At 67.6% G+C, this 19,186-nt stretch carries 22 protein-coding genes; 2 read left to right on the top strand and 20 right to left on the bottom strand.

Annotation, left to right across the window (positions count from 1 at the left end; translation table 11 throughout):
- The 19 genes from ACIHA7_RS27745 to ftsH form a co-directional block, all read right to left on the bottom strand.
- Nucleotides 1-275: hypothetical protein (locus ACIHA7_RS27745; protein ID WP_397293830.1), on the bottom strand; the 275-nt coding region annotated here is incomplete at its 3' end.
- A gap of 93 nt (nt 276-368) precedes the next feature.
- Nucleotides 369-1,310 (bottom strand): esterase/lipase family protein, encoded by a 942-nt coding sequence (locus ACIHA7_RS27740; protein ID WP_397293829.1) that lies wholly within the window; start codon nt 1,308-1,310, stop codon nt 369-371.
- A 99-nt stretch (nt 1,311-1,409) separates the two neighbouring features.
- Nucleotides 1,410-2,018, bottom strand: a complete 609-nt coding sequence (locus tag ACIHA7_RS27735) for a DUF1772 domain-containing protein (protein WP_397293828.1) — start codon at nt 2,016-2,018, stop codon at nt 1,410-1,412.
- A 129-nt stretch (nt 2,019-2,147) separates the two neighbouring features.
- Entirely contained in the window at nt 2,148-2,798 is a 651-nt protein-coding gene (locus ACIHA7_RS27730) for an FHA domain-containing protein (protein ID WP_135234492.1), read from the bottom strand.
- A gap of 194 nt (nt 2,799-2,992) precedes the next feature.
- The gene (locus ACIHA7_RS27725; protein WP_107653839.1) at nt 2,993-3,352 is read right to left on the bottom strand and encodes an Lsr2 family protein; all 360 of its coding nucleotides are present in this window, start codon (nt 3,350-3,352) and stop codon (nt 2,993-2,995) included.
- 115 nt (nt 3,353-3,467) lie between these two features.
- Entirely contained in the window at nt 3,468-4,967 is a 1,500-nt protein-coding gene (gene lysS, locus ACIHA7_RS27720; RefSeq protein WP_397293884.1) for a lysine--tRNA ligase, read from the bottom strand.
- A gap of 261 nt (nt 4,968-5,228) precedes the next feature.
- A complete protein-coding gene (locus tag ACIHA7_RS27715; protein WP_397293883.1) occupies nt 5,229-5,651 on the bottom strand; it encodes a rhodanese-like domain-containing protein in 423 nt (140 codons plus the stop codon).
- A gap of 11 nt (nt 5,652-5,662) precedes the next feature.
- Nucleotides 5,663-6,286, bottom strand: a complete 624-nt coding sequence (locus ACIHA7_RS27710) for a cysteine dioxygenase (protein WP_397293827.1) — start codon at nt 6,284-6,286, stop codon at nt 5,663-5,665.
- Between the two features lie 152 nt (nt 6,287-6,438).
- A complete protein-coding gene (locus ACIHA7_RS27705) occupies nt 6,439-7,236 on the bottom strand; it encodes a type III pantothenate kinase (RefSeq protein ID WP_107653836.1) in 798 nt (265 codons plus the stop codon).
- A 15-nt stretch (nt 7,237-7,251) separates the two neighbouring features.
- A complete protein-coding gene (panD, locus tag ACIHA7_RS27700) occupies nt 7,252-7,671 on the bottom strand; it encodes an aspartate 1-decarboxylase (protein ID WP_397293826.1) in 420 nt (139 codons plus the stop codon).
- A 27-nt stretch (nt 7,672-7,698) separates the two neighbouring features.
- The gene (gene panC / locus ACIHA7_RS27695) at nt 7,699-8,628 is read right to left on the bottom strand and encodes a pantoate--beta-alanine ligase (protein WP_397293825.1); all 930 of its coding nucleotides are present in this window, start codon (nt 8,626-8,628) and stop codon (nt 7,699-7,701) included.
- The gene (locus ACIHA7_RS27690; protein WP_397293882.1) at nt 8,628-9,560 is read right to left on the bottom strand and encodes a Rossmann-like and DUF2520 domain-containing protein; all 933 of its coding nucleotides are present in this window, start codon (nt 9,558-9,560) and stop codon (nt 8,628-8,630) included. Before ACIHA7_RS27690 ends, panC begins: the two co-directional genes overlap by 1 nt.
- Nucleotides 9,561-9,727: 167 nt before the next feature.
- Nucleotides 9,728-10,738 (bottom strand): DUF6779 domain-containing protein, encoded by a 1,011-nt coding sequence (locus tag ACIHA7_RS27685; protein ID WP_397293824.1) that lies wholly within the window; start codon nt 10,736-10,738, stop codon nt 9,728-9,730.
- Nucleotides 10,739-10,808: 70 nt separating this feature from the next.
- Nucleotides 10,809-11,279 (bottom strand): DUF3180 domain-containing protein, encoded by a 471-nt coding sequence (locus ACIHA7_RS27680; RefSeq protein WP_397293881.1) that lies wholly within the window; start codon nt 11,277-11,279, stop codon nt 10,809-10,811.
- On the bottom strand, nt 11,276-11,830 hold the full coding sequence (gene folK, locus ACIHA7_RS27675; RefSeq protein WP_397293823.1) for a 2-amino-4-hydroxy-6-hydroxymethyldihydropteridine diphosphokinase: 555 nt from the start codon (nt 11,828-11,830) through the stop codon (nt 11,276-11,278). Before folK ends, ACIHA7_RS27680 begins: the two co-directional genes overlap by 4 nt.
- A gap of 22 nt (nt 11,831-11,852) precedes the next feature.
- Nucleotides 11,853-12,278 carry a dihydroneopterin aldolase gene (gene folB, locus ACIHA7_RS27670; protein WP_397293822.1) on the bottom strand — a complete coding sequence of 142 codons (426 nt, stop codon included), beginning with the start codon at nt 12,276-12,278 and terminating at the stop codon, nt 11,853-11,855.
- Nucleotides 12,275-13,168, bottom strand: a complete 894-nt coding sequence (folP, locus tag ACIHA7_RS27665) for a dihydropteroate synthase (protein ID WP_397293821.1) — start codon at nt 13,166-13,168, stop codon at nt 12,275-12,277. Before folP ends, folB begins: the two co-directional genes overlap by 4 nt.
- A gap of 11 nt (nt 13,169-13,179) precedes the next feature.
- Nucleotides 13,180-13,782 (bottom strand): GTP cyclohydrolase I FolE, encoded by a 603-nt coding sequence (folE, locus tag ACIHA7_RS27660; RefSeq protein ID WP_397293880.1) that lies wholly within the window; start codon nt 13,780-13,782, stop codon nt 13,180-13,182.
- 227 nt (nt 13,783-14,009) lie between these two features.
- Nucleotides 14,010-16,418 carry an ATP-dependent zinc metalloprotease FtsH gene (ftsH, locus tag ACIHA7_RS27655; RefSeq protein WP_397293820.1) on the bottom strand — a complete coding sequence of 803 codons (2,409 nt, stop codon included), beginning with the start codon at nt 16,416-16,418 and terminating at the stop codon, nt 14,010-14,012.
- Between the two features lie 608 nt (nt 16,419-17,026).
- On the opposite strand from ftsH, the gene ACIHA7_RS27650 reads away from it, so the two are divergent.
- On the top strand, nt 17,027-17,881 hold the full coding sequence (locus ACIHA7_RS27650; protein WP_234390686.1) for a hypothetical protein: 855 nt from the start codon (nt 17,027-17,029) through the stop codon (nt 17,879-17,881).
- A gap of 4 nt (nt 17,882-17,885) precedes the next feature.
- On the opposite strand, the gene ACIHA7_RS27645 is transcribed toward ACIHA7_RS27650, so the two are convergent.
- Nucleotides 17,886-18,722 carry a DUF1266 domain-containing protein gene (locus ACIHA7_RS27645; RefSeq protein ID WP_107653827.1) on the bottom strand — a complete coding sequence of 279 codons (837 nt, stop codon included), beginning with the start codon at nt 18,720-18,722 and terminating at the stop codon, nt 17,886-17,888.
- A 200-nt stretch (nt 18,723-18,922) separates the two neighbouring features.
- Between ACIHA7_RS27645 and ACIHA7_RS27640 the strand changes: the two genes are divergently transcribed.
- Complete coding sequence (locus ACIHA7_RS27640; protein WP_135234482.1) at nt 18,923-19,186, top strand: DUF2277 domain-containing protein; 264 nt, start codon at nt 18,923-18,925, stop codon at nt 19,184-19,186.

Here is a 19,186-nt window from a genome sequence, read left to right as displayed (position 1 = left end):
TGCTCGGTACCGATGTAGTTGTGGTTGAGCATCCGGGCCTCTTCCTGGGCCAGGACAACGACACGCCTCGCGCGGTCGGTGAACCTCTCGAACATCGCTCCCTCACTCTCCTGCTCCGACATTCTGGCAACAGACGCCGCAGTGTGCTGTGTAACAACCGTGGGCGTCAGCCTGCCATGAAGCCCGGGGGTTGCGGCCCCCGCCTCCACTCTAGTTGGCGGGGGATACTGCCGCCGCCAGTCCACCCTATTGGCGACCAGCGTCAGCACGGTCATTCACTCATAACGTGAGCGTTGCACTATTCGTTTCCGCATCGGGTTTTGCCCTCAGCGAACAACATTGTCCGAATCGGGCGCTCGCCGGGGGTGCTACCCGGTGAACGGCGGGATGAAACCGCACGGCACGTCCTGCGGATGGGCCGGGTCGAGGGCGTTGAGCACATACGCCGCGGCGCGTGGGCTGCCCGCGATGCCCGCGTGCTCGGAGAAGTCCGCCGCGCAGCCGTCCTGGACCACGATGTTCGTCACGTTCGGTCCGGGTACCAGCCCGGAGGTGTACGGCACGACGAGCTCGTCCAGGCGGGTGGCGATATTGGTGTAGGTGACCGCCGGGTGATAGACACCGTCCGCGTTCAATGCCCGCACGAAGTCCGAGCCGGCAAAGACCTGGCGGCAAGCCTGGCACAGCGAACCGACCAGCGCGTCGAAGGCCGGTCCCGCGCCGAGCCGCTGGCTGAAGGCCGCGATCTCGGCGACGCCGGCGACGTTGGAGCCGAGCCACGGCGGCGCGATGGCGACCAGTTTGTCCACCTTGGCCGCGCCGCCGAGCCGTTTGACGAAGTAGTTGCCGATGAAATTGCCCTGCGAGTGACCGACGATGTCGACCTGCCGCGCGCCGGTCGCGGCGAGCACCCGGTCCACGAAGGCGGCGAACTGGGGAGCGCTCTGCTCCATCGGCAGCATGCCGCCGATGGCGGAGATCGGCCAGGGCAGGTCGTAGGCGCCGTAGGTCACCGCGTACACGCAGTAGCCCTGATTGGCCAGCAGGGGCGCGTATACGCCCCAATTCGTCTGCGCTCCACCGCCGGTGCCGTGCGCGAGGACCACCGGATTCGGATGCGCGGCGCTCGGGCGGCAGTTCCAGTCGTTGGCGCCGGGCAGCGAACCGCCCGGCTGCGTCAGTTCGTTCGGGATGCCTGCGAAGAAGTTGTAGTCGACCGGATACCGCTCGGCCTGTGCCGGGCTCGCCGCGGCGACCCACAGCGCGGCCAAGACGAACAAGAGCAACGAAAAGCCTGGGATACGCCGCACGGGGCCTCCAAATCTGGAACGTGTTCCAGAAAGTTACCGTGCGGCGTGTCCCAGGCGCGGTCGAGTCGCGAAACTGGTTGTGGCGGTTGGACTTCAGCCCTACCGATAGGTCGGGGCACCCGGCTGACCGGGAAATTGTCCCGACTGACCCGGGAAGTGACCCTGCGCCACCTGCTGGCCGGGCGCGGGAGCCGCCGCGGCGTTCGCCTTGCCCTGCTGCGTGCCTGCGACGAAAAGCGCACCACAGAGCACCAGGAAGGCCAGCGTGTGCAGCACCGCACGAACGATGTTCCAACGGACCCAGGCGGCTTCGAAGTCGGCGCGGACCGCCGTCAGGTCAGCGATCTGAGACGGATCGCCCGCGGCCATCAGCCGGTCGTTCAACGGCACATTCAGACCGGAGGTGACCGCGAACGCAATGATGTTGATGGCCAAGCCGACCCCGATCCAGATCAACGTGGTGCGCTGATCCTTACCCAGGTGCAGCGCGGCGGCCAGGATGGAGAAGCCGACCGTGCCGAGGAACCCGATCATGAAGACCGGATTGATGATGACCACGTTGATCTTCTGCATCACGTCGATCATCGTGCGGTCGTCGGCCTGGTTCAGTGCAGGCATCACCGAGTTCGCGTAGCCGTAGAAAAGGCCCGCGATCAATCCGGTGGCCAGGATGGCCGCGATCAACGCGATCAGGCGTGCGGCAGTCATAATTCCTCCTGAGAACAACCCGACCGGAGCCCTCATCGCTCCGGTTCGATGGGTATCAGTCAAGCCTGTTTCGGCACGGCGCTCCATGGCCGAGACACTCGGCCCCCTAAGCGAGCGTCTACCGGAGCGTCACAGATCGCGGTCGGAGATGAGGCCGCTCTGGATCGCCAAGAACGCCAGCCGGACTCGCTTCGCGTTCTGCGGCAGGTCCTCGACGCCGAACTTGGCGAACAGCGCGCGCAGGTGCGTCTTGATGGCGTCCACGCTGAGGAACAGTTCCTCGGCGATCTGCTGATTGGAGGCCGGCGTCGCGAAGGCGGCGCCGTTCTTGTACGGGCGGCACAGCGCGATCAACACCGAACGCTGAGTTTCGGTGAGCTGACGGAAGTTGGGCGGAACCGTCCCGCTGGAGACGCGGGTGATGTCGTCGGCCACCCCGCCGAAATCGTGAAAGGACACCCGCGAGGTACCGACCCGGATGACGTCGCCCGCCATCAGCCTGCGCCTGCCGACCAGTCGGTCGCCGTTGACGAAAGTGCCGTTGCGCGAAAGCCCGTCGTCCACGATGGTCCATTGGGCACCGAGATATTCGATCGCCGCGTGCAGCCTGGACACCTCGGCGTCCCACGGCAGCGCGAGGTCGGCCTGCGGTGAGCGCCCGATCGTCACCCGCTCCCGCTCGGCGGAGAGCATGAGTTCCTGCTGGCGACCCGTGTCATCTTGGAATCGCAAAAATGATCCGACGAATCCAGTCACTGCGCTGATACCTCGCCTCTCCATACCGTCAGTGACCGTCGCACGTTTCCATGGTGCCGCGTCCCGGAACCACGAGCAAGATCGATCCGCGCGCCACTTCTCCCAGCGTGTCATCGCGCGGCGCGGTTATATCAGCAGCCTATGAGCCACCGAAGAAAGAGAAAACCGCCGCCCCGGCGTCGCACGATTCGCTGGGACGGCGGCTGAAAAATATGAAACTAACCCTTCGCGGCCTTGTTGTACGCATCGGTGATGTCGGCGGAGATACGACCCCGCGCGGACACCTTGTGTCCATTCCGACGAGCCCACTCGCGAATTGCTGCACTTTGTTCCCGGTCGATCGAGACCCGACTCTTCGGGGCACCCGTCGCGGTCGCAGCGGCCTTGGTCCGGCGGCGGCCACTCACGCGACGCGCGCTCGAAACCCACTCCTCCAGCCCGTCACGCAGCTTCGCGGCATTCGCCGACGACAGGTCGATCTCGTACGAAACACCGTCGATCGCAAACTCGATGGTCTCGTCCGCGATGGACTCACCATCGACATCGTCGATCAGGCTAACGGTGACCTTCTTTGCCATGAGATGAACGTCCTCTCGAAATCGTGCGACCCGCATACTAGGCCGATTACCCGAGGCAAGAATACCTCGAATTCCAAATTTTCCAAGACGAGGCCGAGATTTTGCAATCAGCCGCTCAGCGAGTGACCGGCCGCACAATTGGGAACAGTATTGTTTCCCGGATTCCGAGACCCGTCAACGCCATCAACAGACGATCGATTCCCATACCCGTGCCGGTGGTCGGCGGCATGCCGTGCTCCATCGCGGCAAGGAAGTCCTCGTCCAGCGCCATCGCTTCGTCGTCGCCTTGCGCGGCCAGTCGCGCCTGATCCACGAAGCGCTCGCGCTGGATCACCGGATCGACCAACTCCGAATAGCCAGTAGCCAACTCGAAGCCACGGACATAGAGGTCCCACTTCTCGGTGACCCCGGCCTTGGTGCGATGTTGCCTGGTGAGCGGCGAGGTCTCCACCGGGAAGTCACGCACGAAAGTCGGCGCGTACAGCTTGTCGCCGTACTGGTGTTCCCAGAGTTCCTCGACGAGTTTGCCGTGGCCGTAGCCCTTGTCCTCGGGAATTTCCAGACCGACCCGATCGGCGAGCGCACGCAATTCGGCTATCGACGTTTCCGGTGTCACGGACACGCCGAGGGCGTCGGAGAGCGACGGGTACATCTCGACGGTCGCCCACTCGCCGCGCAGGTCGTATTCGGTGCCGTCGGCCAGCGTCACCACCTGGGTGCCGAACACCTCCTGGGCCACTTCCTGGACCAATTCCCGGGTCATCCGGGCCGAGTCGTCGTAGGTGCCGTAGGCGGCATAGGTTTCCAGCATCGCGAACTCGGGGGAATGCGTGGAGTCCGAGCCCTCGTTGCGGAAGTTCCGGTTGATCTCGAAGACCTGCTCCAGCCCGCCGACCACGCAGCGCTTCAAGAACAGCTCGGGCGCGATACGGAGGTAGAGGTCGATATCCAGGGCATTGGAATGGGTGACGAACGGCCGGGCCGCCGCGCCGCCGTGCAGCGTCTGCAGCATCGGCGTCTCCACCTCGAGGAAACCGCGGCGCTCGAGCGCATTGCGCATCGCGCGCACCACCGCGATCCGGGTGCGCGCCATTTCCCTGGCTTCCGGACGCACGATCAGATCGACATACCGCTGCCGGACCCGCGACTCCTCGTTCATCTCCTTGTGCGCCACCGGCAGCGGCCGCAGCGACTTGGCCGCCATGAACCAGGAATCGGCCATGACGCTCAATTCTCCGGTCCGCGACGAGATCACCTCGCCGTGCACGAAAACGAAGTCACCGAGGTCGACATCGGCCTTCCAGGCGGCGAGCGCGTCGGCGCCGACACCGTTCAGGCTGATCATTGCCTGCAGCTTGGTGCCGTCGCCCTCCTGCAGCGTGGCGAAACACAGCTTGCCGGTATTACGCATGAATATGACGCGACCAGCGACACCGGCCTGCAGCCCGGTCTGGGTGTCCGCGGCAAGATCCGGATATGCGGCACGAATTTCGGCGAGGGTATGCGTGCGTGGCACGACCACGGGATACGCTTCGCCGCCTGCCGCGAGCAGCCGCTCCCGCTTCTCCTTGCGAATCCGTATCTGTTCGGGTGCGTCGTCGGCGTCGGACGCCACGGCAGGCCGCGAATCCGATGCGGGATCGCTGGACGAGGGAGTGTTGGTGGTGCTCACATCCAACAACCCTAGCGTGCACCGGAAATCGTTTTGCGGCCCGCCCGGCCTAGCTCACGGAGTAACGAATCGGTCTCGGCGCGAGACCGCTTTGCCCGCCGGATTTGCGCGGACCGTAATCACCCGGAATAGCGAGCATGCATCGATGGCCGCGCGAAACCGGCTGTGCGACCTGATGATTCGAGATGGAAGCGTCGCCCCGAATTACAGGGAGGCGAGCGCGTCCACCTCACGGGCGAAGTGCGGCGCCCGGATTCCGATGTGCAGTAGACCGGCCGCCTTCAATGCGTGATAGCCGCCGACCAGATCGGTCGCCCGATGCAGCCCGAGTTGCTGCAGCGCGGCTGCGGCAAGACTGGACGTATAGCCCTCGGAGCAGGCGATGATCCATTCCACATCATGATCGGTGGCCAGCGCCAAACGGGCCGAACTGGTCGGATCGAGCCGCCATTCCAGCACATTCCGCTCGATCACCAGCGCACCGGGCAGCGCGCCTTCGCGCACGCGCTGGGCCTGCGGGCGGATGTCCACCAGAATCGCGCCCCTGGCGAGTGCCGCCGGCAATTCGAAGGCATAGATCCGGTTCAGCTGGGCGCGCGCGTTGTCCAGCATCTGGTCGATGGTCAAACGTTCGCTCATTACATATCACCTTCGGGCTGGTCGGTGAGAACGGTTCGGGTGCGCCGCAGGGTGCCGTGGCCGGTGACCTCGTAATAGGACATGGCGGTGAGCGGCGGAGAATAGGCGTGCACGCTGAGCGTGGGTTCGAGCAGTGCGGGGTCCAATGGGGAGTCGGTGGCGCTGTCGGCCACCGAATGCGCCGGGGCGCGCATCACGTCGTGCACCCAGCCGATCGGGAACGACGCTTGATCGCCCGCACCGAGCACGCGGCGGCGCAGTTCGGTTCCGTTCCAGCGGAATTCGGAGAGCGCGCCGCTGAGGACGGTCAGCGCGCCGAGCGAGCCCGCGTGGTCGTGCAATTCGGTCGATTTCCCCGGTGTCCAGCTGATCAGCCAGACATCCACTTCGTCGTCGGTGAGCAGGCGAGCCGCCCAGCGTTCATCGCAGGGCCAGATGCCATCGGCCGGGAGCAGGTGGTCGTAGCGTCCGGCCAGCACATCCTCGGCACCTTCGTCGGTCAGCCGCAATAAATCGGCGGGACGCAGACGCGTCGGCAATGCGGAGGCCACGGCACGGTCCAGCGGCGGGGCAGCCGAATAGGCATCCCGGGCCGAGGAAAGGGAGAGAACAGAAGAACGCATGAGCGAATCTCCAGGAGGTTGCGAACGGTCGAGGGCGATAGTCAGCCTCGATCGGTCGAGGCCAGGTCAGCCTCGACAACACTCCTGGGTGCGCACGCGGAAATACACAGCGGTGAGTGTAGCAGCATCCCGCGCGGGAGCGACAAGCACGATCAGACGCCGCCCTTGCGGCGCTGGTTTCGCTCGTAGACGAGACGCAGGCCGGTGAGGGTGAGGTACGGGTCGTGATCGTCGATGGTCTCCGATTCCGGGACGATCAGCGCCGCGCTCGGGCCCGTCGCGACCACCGCGACGTCACTGCCGGCGAACGCCTCGAATTCATCGCGAATCCGATCGATCAGCCCGTCCACCATCCCGGCGAAACCGAAAACCGCGCCGGACTGCATGGCTTCCATACTGTTCTTACCGAGCACCGAACGCGGCCTCGCCAGCTCGACGCGGCGCAGCGCGCTGCGCTCCACCAGGGCCTCGGTCGATATCTCCACGCCGGGGGCGATGATGCCGCCGAGGAACTCGCCTTTGGCCGAAACCAGGTCGACACAGATCGCGGTACCGAAATCGATAACGATCGCAGGCGAGGAATAGTGCTGATAGGCGGCGAGGCAGTTCACGATCCGGTCCGCGCCCACCTCTTTCGGGTTATCCACCAGCAGCGGAATACCCGTGCGCACGCCCGGCTCCACCAGTACGTGCGGCACATTGCCCCAATACTGGGTCAGCATCGTGCGCAGTTCGCGCAGCACCGGCGGCACCGTGGCCAGCGCGGAGACTCCGATCACCTCGTCGAGTTGCGCGCCGATCAGGCCACGCACCTGCATGGCGAATTCGTCGGCGGTCAGCAGCGGATTGGTGTGGATCCGCCAGTGCCGCACCAGTTTCGAATGCGCGCCGCTGCCCGAGAACAGGCCGAGCACGATACTGGTATTGCGGACGTCGATGGTCAGCAGCATGTCCGGCGCGCCCGCTCAGGCGAGCGTCAGGGAACGCGGCGAGGTCAGCCCGGAACCCTCGGGAGCGTGCGCCGGATCGGAACCGAGTTCGACCGGGCGATTGCGCTCGTCCACGAAAACGACCTTCGGGGCGTATTCCGCGATTTCCTGCTCGTTCAGCTGGCCATAGGCGATAAGGATGACCAGATCGCCGGGGTGGACCAAATGAGCGGCGGCGCCGTTGATACCGATCACGCCCGATCCGCGTTCGCCCGCGATGACATAGGTTTCCAGGCGAGCGCCGTTGTCGATATCGACGATGCAGACCTGCTCGCCTTCCAGCAGATCGGCGGCGTCGAGCAGATCCTGGTCCACCGTCACCGAGCCGACATAGTGCAGGTCGGCGTGGGTCACCGTGGCGCGGTGGATCTTCGACGTCATCATGGTGCGCAGCATTGCGTCGGCCTTTCGTTGGTGAGTCGCCTAGGCAGGCTGAGAGATCCGCTCGGCGGAGACGTTGGGGTGGCCGTCGATCGGCGCGCCGAGGGTGACGGCGACGTTGTCGATCAGCCGGGTCGAGCCGACCCTGGCGGCGACGAGCAGCCGGGCATTGCCGGTCGCCGGGGCGGGTTCGAGGGTGGTGGAACGCAATTCGAGATAGTCGAGGTCGAGGCCGGGCACCTCGGCGAGCACCTGGCGGGCCGCGGCGAGCACCGCGTCCGGGCCGAGACCGCCCGCGTGCCTGCCCGCCGCCAGCGCCGCCGACAGACCGAGCGCCGATTCACGCTGCTCCGCATCGAGAAACCGGTTGCGCGAAGACATGGCCAGGCCGTCGTGCTCGCGCACGGTGGCCACCGCCTTGACCTTCACGTCGAAGTTCAGATCACGGACCATCTGCCGGATCAGCGTGAGCTGCTGGTAGTCCTTCTCGCCGAAGTACACCTCGGTCGGCCGCGCGATCTGCAGCAGCTTCGCGACCACGGTCAACATGCCCGCGAAATGCGTCGGCCTGCTGGCGCCCTCGAGCTCGGCGCCGATCGGGCCAGGCTGCACCGTGGTGCGCGGGCCGTCCGGGTACATCTCGGCCACGCTGGGCGCGAACACCAGCCCGACCCCCTCCGCGCGCAGCAATTCGACGTCGGCGTCGAGGGTGCGCGGATATTTGTCGAGGTCCTCGTTCGCGCCGAACTGCAAAGGATTCACGAAGATCGAGACGATGACGACCTGGTTGTTCTTCTTGGCCAGCCGCACGATCTCCAGATGGCCCTCGTGCAGCGCGCCCATCGTCGGCACCAGCGCGACGGTGCGGCCGACGCCGCGCAATGCGGTGGAGACCTGGGTGAGCACGGCGGGATCGTGGTGCACGGTCAACTCGCCGGGCTTATACGCGCCGCGCAATTTCGGGTCGAACATCAGCGCCCTTTCAACAGTTCGATGACGGCGGGATCGGTGCCCGCCCGTTCGGCGGTCCGCAGCGACAGCGCGCGATAGCCCTCGGCCAGGCGCGAATCGACGGCCGCCAGTGCGGTCAGGTGAGCGGCGACGGCGTCCGCGTCACCGCGGGCCACCGGGCCGGTCAGCGCGGACTGCCCGCGCCGCAGCGCGTTGTCCAGCGCGGCGGAGGCGAGCGGCGCGAGCAGTCGTTCGGCCAGCCCGTTCGGCTGATCGTCGACGATCTGCTGCCCGAGCAGCCCTGGCCCGTCCAGCGCGACCCGCAGTGCGGCAACGGCATCCACGATCAGCGTGACCAGGTGGTTGCTGCCGTGCGCGAGCGCGGCGTGATAGAGCGCGCGGTTGTGCTCCTGCACCCGCACCGGCTCGCCGCCCATCTCGATCACCAGCGCCTGCGCGATGGCGTAGCCGATCTCGTCGGCGGCGGTGATGCCGAAGCAAGCGTTGCTCAACCGGGTGATGTCTTCGTTGTGACCGGTGAAGGTCATCGCCGGATGAATGGCCAGCGGCATGGCGCCGACCTCGGCGAGCGGGGCGAGCACGCCGACGCCATTGGCGCCGGAGGTGTGCGCGACGATCGTGCCGGGCCGGACCACCTTCGCGCCGGCCAGGCCGCGGGCCAAGCCGGCGAGCTCGGTATCGGGCACGGCGAGCACCAGCAGCTCGCTGCGCGCGGCCACGTCCTCGACCGGCAGAATCTCCGAATCGGGCAGGCGGCTGCGGGCGCGCCGCACCGAGGCATCGGAGATCGCGGCGACACCGAACACCACGTGTCCGGCGCGCTCGAGTGCCGCGCCGAGGGCGGAGCCGACGCGGCCCGCCGAGACGATGCCCACCGTCAGGCGGGCGGGTGCTGGGTCGCCGTTCGCCACCGATTGCGGGTCGTTCGACACGGGGAAGCCCGAAGGCGCGTCGTCAGGATTCACGCTTCTCGAGGTCAACAGTGTCCTCTCGATTTCGTTCCAGTCCCGCCGTGCGGGTACCGGACGTACGTCATCGAGAATATCGGCCCGATGTTTGCCAGTGCCACGGCCCTGGGCAGTGATTTACAAGACACCCATCAGCGCCGGTCGCGGCTCTGCTCCTCCGATTGCAGATTGGCCATGATCTCGGCCACCGACAACCTGCGCTCGGGCATGTCGGAGTTCGCCTCGGCCTCGGCGCGCCGCCGCCTGCGCGAGCTGGCGGTGCCGACGGTCGGGCCCTCGGTCGTCGGCCAGGCCGAGGGCCGGGTCGTCTGATAGGACGGGGCAGGCCTCGAGGTGGGCTTGGGCGCGGGAGTCGGCTGGATCACCGGGCCCTCGGTGAAGGCATCCGACCAGCCGGACTGCTCCGCGCCGTCGGTGCCCCGATCGGGCGCGTGCACCTCCGTGCTGTCGACCTTGGAGACCTCGGCGACCTCGGCGTCGTCCGCGTCGTCGACGGAGACCGCGGAGGTCTCGGCGGTGACCGGATCGTCGAAGGGACTGGCGAACTGCGGCGGCTCCGGATGATCGGGGACGAAGACCGGGGTGACACTGCTGCGCGGTTGCTGGTTCGCCGGTACGGACCAGGGTCCGGCATTCGCCGAGCTATTGTTCGCCGGGTCGCCGACCGTGCTGGTCAGCTCCTGAATCCGGGTCGCGTCGGCGCGCAGGGCGGGGCGATCCATCGGCAGATCGCCGTCGAACAGCCGCTGCAGACTGGTCCGGAGCACGGTGAGTTCGGCGCGCAGCGCGGCCAGCTCGGTGGCGTCGGCGCCGACCTCCTCGCGCACCCTCGCCTCGATACCGAGCTCGAATTCGCGTCTGGCGGTGACCTCACGCTCGAGCTGCAACTCGTAAACCGTCTGAAGATCGCGAACCTTGGCCTTGTCGATCGTCGCTTCCTTGCGATATCTCGTCGCAGCTAATGCGCCGATGACCGCCGCCCACAGGGCCGCGACAAGACCGATCCGGACGAACTGCAAGCTGTTGCTGAAGACCAGGAAAACGCTGGCAACCAGACCGAGCACAATCAATACGCCGATGAACAATTTTCCCGCGTCGTCCCGCCGTCGACGGGAAGTGCTGGTACGGGAGGGTGAAACCATGCAAGCCAGGGTAGCTTGATCGTCTCGTCGCGCCCACAACTCGGTGCGGCAATTCCGAACCGATAATTTGCTAAGTGGTTGCCGGATCGTCCGTCGGGTCGTCGGGAGCCCGGCAGCAATACTCGAGCCACAGCGCCGCAGCAACCAAAGCAACCCCCGCCAGCATCCCGACGATCGCGCCGGGACTGTCCGCCGCGGCCGCACCCGAGGTGCCGCGTTGCGGGAACACCCAACAGAGGAAGCCGAGCCACACGCCCGCGGCGATCGAACCGACTTGCAGCGACGCCTTGGCCAGCGCGACCGCACGCGCCGCGGTGATCGGATGCAGCTGGTGCCTGCCGTTGCCGAGCTGGTTGTCGTTCACCCTGGCCCGGATCACGAACGCCAGCACCGCCTCGATGGCCGCGACCGGATACAGCGACGCGCCCGCGAAGGTCGAGATCGGCGGAAAACTGTGGTAGGCCATCCGCGTCGCGACCCATGCGACGAGAGCGGCGATGATCACGTTCGCCGCCAAGTCCAGGATTCGGGTGGGTTTCAACTGCACGAGGCCGATCCTCCGGCACCGGACAACAGCGAAAGCTCGGTGCGCCGCACGCCGGTACGCTCGGCGACCGGCAGCTCATCGAGCAGGTCCGTGACCGCCTGGGCGCGGCCATCGACCTCGAGCACCGCGTCCGGCGCCACATCCAGCCACGGCACCAGGACGAACGCGCGACGATGCGCCTGTGGATGCGGCAACGTCAGCTCCGGATCGGTGCTGCGGACCGCGACGAACCCGTCGCCCACCCGCTCCGCGCACCAGACCACGTCGACGTCGAGTGTCCGTGCGCCCCAGCGCACTTCGCGGACCCGATCGGCGGCCTGCTCGAGCCGCTGGCCGCGGCGCAGCCACTCGGTGCAGTCGAGCTCCGGATCGTCCACCACGACAATGGCATTGAGGTAGTCGTCCTGTTCGACGCCGCCCCACGGCGGGGTCGAGTACACCGGCGACACCGCGACGACCCGGTCGCCGAAACCGTCCACCACACTGCGCAGATGGGCGAGCCGGTCCCCCATGTTGGAACCGATGGACAGGACGGCGCGTGTCACGAGCCCGCCTCGGCTCGCCCGTTCACGCGAGCTCCCCGCGATGACGCGAGGCGACCACGCGCACGTCGGCGAAGGTGTGTGGGATCGGGGCGGACGGCTTGTGCACCACCACCTCGACCGAACTGATGCGCGGATCGGTCATCACGTCGTCGGCGATCTCGGAGACCACGGTCTCGATGAGATTGCGCGGTGGTCCCTCGATGATCCGCACGGCGTTGCCGGCGAGCAGGCCGTAATCGACGGTGGCGACCAGGTCGTCGGAGGCGGCGGCGACGGCGAAGTCCACCCAGACGGTCAGATCGACGATGAACTCCTGACCGTCCCGGCGTTCGTGGTCGAACACGCCGTGGTGGCCGAACGCCCGCAGCCCGCGTAACTCGATGCGGTCGGCGCCGCGCCGGATCTCCTGTGCCGCGGCGGGCGCGACGTCGGCGGGGGTCGGATTCATCGGTGTGCTCCTTGCGAGCTGTGGCGGGTGGGTGCGGTGCGGGCGGCGGCCTGCCAGGCCTCGGTGACGGCGATGGCATCCAGCGAGGCGCGCACATCGTGCACGCGAACGCCCCAGGCGCCGTGCAAGGCGGCCAGCGCCGAGACGGTCGCGGTGGCGGTTTCCCTGCCGTCGGGCGGTCGCGGGCCCGCGTCGTCGGCGAGCAGCGCGCCGAGGAAACGTTTGCGGGACGCGCCGATGAGGATCGGCAGGCCGTTGCCGACCAACTCGGGCAGCGCACCGAGCAACGCCCAGTTGTGTTCGGCGTTCTTGGCGAAGCCGAGACCTGGATCGAGAATCAGCCGCGCCGGGTCGACACCGGCGGCGACGGCCAGGTCCACCTGGGCGGTGAGCTCGGCGAGCACCTCGGCGACCACGTCGTCGTAGTGGTCGGCCGGGCCGGTGTGGCGGTAGTCCGCGCCCGCGCGCCAGTGCATGAGGATCCACGGGACACCGGCGGCGGCGACGACTTTCACCATGTCGGGATCGGCACGACCGCCGGAGACGTCGTTCACCACCGAGACGCCCGCCGCGAGCGCGGCCTCGGCGACGCGGGCCCGCATCGTGTCGACGCTGGTCGGCACACCTGCGGCAACCAAGCCGCGGATCACCGGGACGACCCTGGCCGCCTCGGTGTCGGAGTCGATCCGCACCGCGCCCGGCCTGGTCGATTCGCCGCCGACGTCGATGATGTCGGCACCCGTCGCGTACAACTCGATGCCGTGCGCGACGGCGACCTCGGGATCGAGGTAGCGACCGCCGTCGGAGAACGAGTCACTGGTGACGTTGACAACGCCCATCACCACACAGGAGCGACCGCCGCGCGCGAAGCTGCTCCCACCTGCGGTCATCGGATCCTCGTTCACTTCCGCAGAATGAGATCGAGCGCCTCGGAGCGCGAGGACGGGCTGGACTGGAGCAGACCGCGCACGGCCGAGGTGGTGGTGCTCGCGCCCGGCTTGCGGATGCCGCGCATGGCCATACACAGGTGCTCGGCCTCGATTACCACGATGGCGCCGCGCGGGTCCAGCTTGCGCATCACCGCGTCGGCGACCTGGCTGGTCAGCCGTTCCTGCACCTGGGGGCGTTTGGCGTACAGGTCGACCAGGCGGGCCAGCTTGGACAGCCCGGTGACCCGGCCGTGCTTGCCGGGGATGTAGCCGACGTGCGCGACCCCGTGGAACGACACCAGGTGATGTTCACAGGTGGAGTACATGGGGATGTCGCGGACCAGCACCAGTTCCTGGTGGCCCTCGTCGAACGTGGTGTTCAGCACCGCGTCCGGTTCGACGTAGAGCCCGGCGAACATCTCCCGGTAGGCGCGGGCGACGCGAGCGGGGGTGTCGACCAAACCGGGCCGGTCGGGATTCTCACCGACAGCGAGCAGCAATTCCCGGATCGCGGCTTCGGCTCTGTCCTGGTCGAACACTCGACCGGTCTCCAGAGCGACGAGCTCCGGCCTGATTACGCCGTTGCCGGAGCCGTTCTCGTCAACACCGTCCGAATCGGCGAGCACGTGGCCGCCGACGTGATTGTTGGCCGACAATCGAGGACACCTCCAAAAATCTCGGGTCCCGGCAATTACTCGGCACCCCGATGGTCGAGCCTAATCGGCACTGCGCGCGGCGCGAGCAATAGGCCCGGAGGCGGCGGCTCGCGCGACCGCTGAGGTCACGCGAGCGCCGCCCTACTTCAGTGCCTGCCGTTGTTCGGTCCATCCCATTCGTTTTTGTCGCCCTCACCATTCGGGCTCGGGTGACCCGGCTCTTCGTAACCGGGGTGCTCGTCGTAGTTGCCTCGGTCGTAGCCGCCGTCCTGGGTACCGCCCTGCGGGCCCCAGGCCGGCTGGTAACCCTGGCGCTGCTGCGGCTCGGTCCAGCCGGTGGGCTGGCCGGGCTGCTGCTCGTCCCGCGGCGGCCAGCCGGGGGCCGACCAACCGGCGGGCGCGCCGTAGTCCGGACGCGAGCCGTGCGTGCCGCCGCGCTGCGGGTAGCCGCCCTGCGCGGGGTCCTGCGGCGTCGGGTAGCCGGTCGCGGGCGGCGCCGGGTAGCCGTACTGCGGCTGCGGGTGGTAGCCGCTGTCACCGGGGTAACCGTTGGCGGGCTGGTTCTCCCTGGCCACGCCCGCGGGCAGCGGTGCGGGGATCTGCTCCTGCGGCGGCCACGGCTCACCGCGCTCGAGCGCCAGCTCGCCCGGCGTCTTCACCGGCGGCTTGGTCGACGGAACGCGGTCACCGAAGTCGTTGAACGCGGTGATCCTCGGCCGCTTCTGCACCGAGGCCAGCAGACCCTCGAGTTCCTTGCGGTGCAACGTCTCCCGCTCGAGCAGCGCCGTCGCCAGCACGTCGAGCACGTCGCGGTACTCGTTGAGGATGGCCCACGCCTCGGTGTGCGCGGCCTCGATCAGGTTGCGCACCTCCTCGTCGATGGCACCGGCGACCTCGTGCGAGTAGTCCGAGCTCTGGCCCATCGAGCGGCCGAGGAACGGATCGCCCGCCTCCTGGCCGTAGCGCACCGCGCCGAGGCGCGAGCTCATGCCGTACTCGGTCACCATCGCGCGAGCGATCTTGGTGGCCTGGTCGATATCCGAGGACGCGCCGGTGGTCGGCTCGTGGAACACCAGTTCCTCGGCCGCGCGGCCGCCCATCGCCATCACCAGGCGGGCGATCATCTCCGAGCGGGTCATCAGACCCTTGTCGTCCTCGGGCACCGTCATGGCGTGGCCGCCGGTGCGGCCGCGGGCCAGGATGGTCACCTTGTAGATCGGCTCGATATCCGGCATCGCCCAGGCGGCCAGGGTGTGGCCGCCCTCGTGGTAGGCGGTGATCTTCTTCTCGTGCTCGCTGATGATGCGGCTCTTGCGGCGCGGTCCACCGACCACCCGGTCCACCGACTCCTCGAGTGCGTCGCCGGTGATGACGGCGCCGTTCTCGCGCGCGGTGAGCAGGGCGGCCTCGTTGATCACGTTGGCCAGGTCGGCACCGGACATGCCGACGGTGCGCTTGGCCAGGCCGTCCAGGTCGGCCTCCGGCGAGATCGGCTTGCCCTGGGAGTGCACCCGCAGGATGGCGCGGCGACCCGCCAGGTCGGGGTTGCCGACCGGGATCTGCCGGTCGAACCGGCCGGGGCGCAGCAGCGCGGGGTCAAGGATGTCGGGGCGGTTGGTCGCCGCGATCAGGATGACGCCGGTGCGGTCACCGAAGCCGTCCATCTCGACGAGCAGCTGGTTCAGCGTCTGCTCACGCTCGTCGTGGCCACCGCCGAGGCCGGCGCCGCGCTGGCGGCCCACCGCGTCGATCTCGTCCACGAAGATGATGCAGGGGCTGTTCTGCTTGGCCTGTTCGAACAGGTCACGCACGCGCGACGCGCCGACACCGACGAACATTTCGACGAAGTCCGAGCCGGAGATGGTGAAGAACGGCACGCCCGCCTCGCCTGCCACGGCGCGCGCGAGCAGCGTCTTACCGGTGCCGGGCGGGCCGTACAGCAGCACGCCCTTCGGGATCTTGGCGCCGAGAGCCTGGTAGCGGACCGGGTTCTGCAGGAAGTCCTTGATCTCGTAGAGCTCTTCGACGGCCTCGTCGGCGCCGGCCACATCGGCGAACGTGGTCTTGGGCATGTCCTTGGACAGCTGCTTGGCCTTGGACTTACCGAAGCCCATCATGCCGCCGCGACCACCGCCCTGCATGCGGGCCATGACGAAGACGAACAAGCCGAGCAGGATGATCATCGGCAACACGAACAGCAGGATCTGGGTGAGCCAGCTCTCCTGCTTGACCACGGTGTTGTACGGGGCGCCGGAGTTCTTCACGGCGTCGAAGACCTGCCCGGCGCTGGCGCTGCCGCCGGGGTACTTGGCGATGATCTTGCTCTGCCCGCTGGTCGCGTCGTTGCCGTTCTTCAGCTCGATGCGCAGCTGCTGTTCACGATCATCGATCTGAACGTTCTTGACGTTGTTCTTGTCGGTCAGCTGGCTCAACGCGACGGACGTATCGACGCTCTTCCAGCCGCGCGTGTCATCTCCGAAGTAGCTGAACGCATAGATCACGAGCAAGATGCCCGAGACTATGGCCAGGGTGCGAAACACAGTCTTGCGGTTCATAGAGCGTCGGCCGGTCCGGCCAGTCCTTTCCGGTGTCTCCGGTTCGTGCTAGCGATGCGTCGGGCGCGTCCGGCTCCGGGAGGGTTCGGATGCGGACATGCCACGTTACCGCGTACGGTCTAGTCGATACATCGCGCAGTTCGGCTGCTGGTGCAGTTAAAGAGGTAAACGGTCGAGGGACCTCGGTGGTTCCCGAAGACCCCGGTCCGGGTTACTCCAAGTGGTCACAATCATGGCATGTTCGGCCTATCGTGAGCGACGACACAACACCGCAGGGCGAGTAACAGGCACGAAGGCGGTCGCTAGCCTAACCACCGGAGTGCCCCGCGAGCACTGTGAATCCGAAGGCATGGGGCGAGCGACGAGCCCGGAGGAGGCAGCGAAGCATCACCCCGCACAGCACGGCGAGGACCCGCGAACGCAACCCGGCGGTGTGCCCGACGAGCTGGAGGAGGCAGCAAGCGTAACCACGGAGGCACCGTGAATACCGCAAAATCCAACAGAGCGCAGGGGGTATGGACATAGTTGAGCTACGGACACCCACAGCGATAGTGCGTCACGGGCGCGGACGATTGATCGTCCTGCGCCCTGGCTCCGATGGCGAGCGGGTGCTCGACGTACCGGTCACCGACCTGTTGAAGGTCCGGTTGAATCGACGCGCCGACGACGCCGTTGTCATCGAGATCTACCTGCGATACCCCACACCCGTGCTGACCGGCGTGCCCGCCGACCGCACCCCACTGCCCGTGTTGATCGCCGAGCACGACGTGCCTGCGGCCACCGAGATCGTGGACCGGATCAACGGCCAGATCCTGGCGACCCAGCGCATCGACGTGGCCGCCCCCGACTTGAACCCGCCGGCCCCCACCTGGGGCAAATCCGGCCCGACCCGGGCCGACGTGGACCGGGCCGTGCGCAGGATGGCTCCGCACCGCGAGGCGAAACCCGCCATCGCCGCGCTGCACCGCTACGTCACGCCCGACGAGTACGTGCTGGAGACCGCGATCGCGACCGCGCGTCCGCCCGCGGGCACCGGCCCCGGCCTGCTCGCCGCGACGACCGGGCGGCTGCTGTTCATCTCCATCGGCACCGGGGAGCGCTACGCGCACGAGCTACCCATCCCCGCCGTGCTGTGGGCCCGCAATACCGACGGCACACCCGCGATGGCGGGCGAGATCGGCGCGGCGCGCGGTGAGACGGGGATGGATGTGCACGACGGCAACATCACCCTGCACTTCACCGGTACCGACCGAGCCGACACCGAACGCGTCACCCTCGCGGTGAACTTCGCCGTGCGGCGCGACTCCGCCGACGGTGGCGCAGGCCCCGCCGATCCCGGTGTGGCCCAGCTGTACTCGGAGTGGGAGCTGCTCGTCGAGCGGCACTCGCTCGGCATGGTGGACGACGCGCAGTTCCAACGCTACGGCCGCGGCATCCTCCGCTCGCTGCCCGACGGGCTCTGACGGCTCAGGGTTGCACCACGGGCGGCACGGTCAAACTGATCCGCCGCCACGGGCTGGTCGGCCGAATCCACAGTCGCAGCAGCTCCATTCGGCGGTCCACTCCGCCGTTCTTCAGTTCGGCGAGGTCTTCGCACGCCTGCCAGTAGGTCCAGCCGGTCAGGTAGGCGTCGCCGAACTGGCGCCAGTTGCGGTACTTGGCCTGCGCGATGGGCAGCGCGCGGGCCAGGTAGTCCCAGGCCAGGTCGGCGTCGAGGTAGCCCGCGGTGAAGGCCATCCTGGCGACCGCGACCACCCGCGCCAGGTCCCACGCGTGGATGTCGCTTGGCAGCGGGCGGGCCAGGTGATCGGTGAAGCCGATCTTGATGGCCTGCGACCAGATGTCGTAGTCGCGGACCAGCGCCTCCGGGTTGTCCATGCCGCGGAACGAGCCGACCTGGCGCAGAAACGCCCGGTGTCGATCGGCGCGCTCGCCGAACCGGTCCCGCTCGCTGGCGTTGATCGAGGCCATCACCAGCGGATGGACCAGCGCGTACAGCGGCGCGTGCATGCCGTCCAGCAACTGCTCCATGGAGGCCTGGGCCTCGGTGGCGTCGGTGATGCCCCAGGCACCGGTGAGCGTGTCGATGGCGAGCTCGCGGCGGTCGCCCAGCGGATGCTCGCGCTCGGGGCCGAGCAGCAGCGCGTCGTGGAAGGCATCCCAGCGCGCGGAGTAGAACGCGCCGAGCGCCAGCGCGCGCAGTTCGTCATCGGCTACGGCGGCGCCGGACCAGTGGTCCTCTTCGCGCTGATCCAGCTCCTCGTACGGGAAGGTCGTCAACGTGGGTACACCGCGGGCAGGCATGACCCCGATTGTTCCCCATAGATCTTGGAAGAGCCTGTGTAATGGGACGAATTCTGCGTGTCTGTGCTGGCGCGCCGGAGTTTGCCCGCTCATGCCCGAGCCCCGGACGCGGCGCCACACACCTGGGCGGGCCGCGCGATTTTCGGTCCGGGTGATTTCTTGCTCTGCCGCGCAGCGTGCGCGAGAGCTACTGTGCTCGCATGAGTAGTAACATCACCCTCCTTCGCGGCCTGGAACCTGCCCCGACCGAGCAGGAAATCTATGCTGCCGCACTGCAGTACGTGCGCACGGTCGGTGGTGTGTCCGGCCTGAGCTCGACCACCAAGGCGGCCGTCGACAAGGCCGTCACGGCCATCGCCGCGGCCACCACCCAACTGCTTGCCGACCTACCCGATCGCCCGGCCGTAGCGCCCGCCGATCCGCCGCTGCGCCGGGTCGCCGCGGGCGAGGCGACGGCCGACTGA

It is taken from the genome of Nocardia sp. NPDC052316, from assembly GCF_044547795.1.
Classification (GTDB): Bacteria; Actinomycetota; Actinomycetes; order Mycobacteriales; family Mycobacteriaceae; genus Nocardia.
Note: the sequence above shows the minus strand (reverse complement) of the source record. Positions and strands in the feature narration are given on the sequence as shown.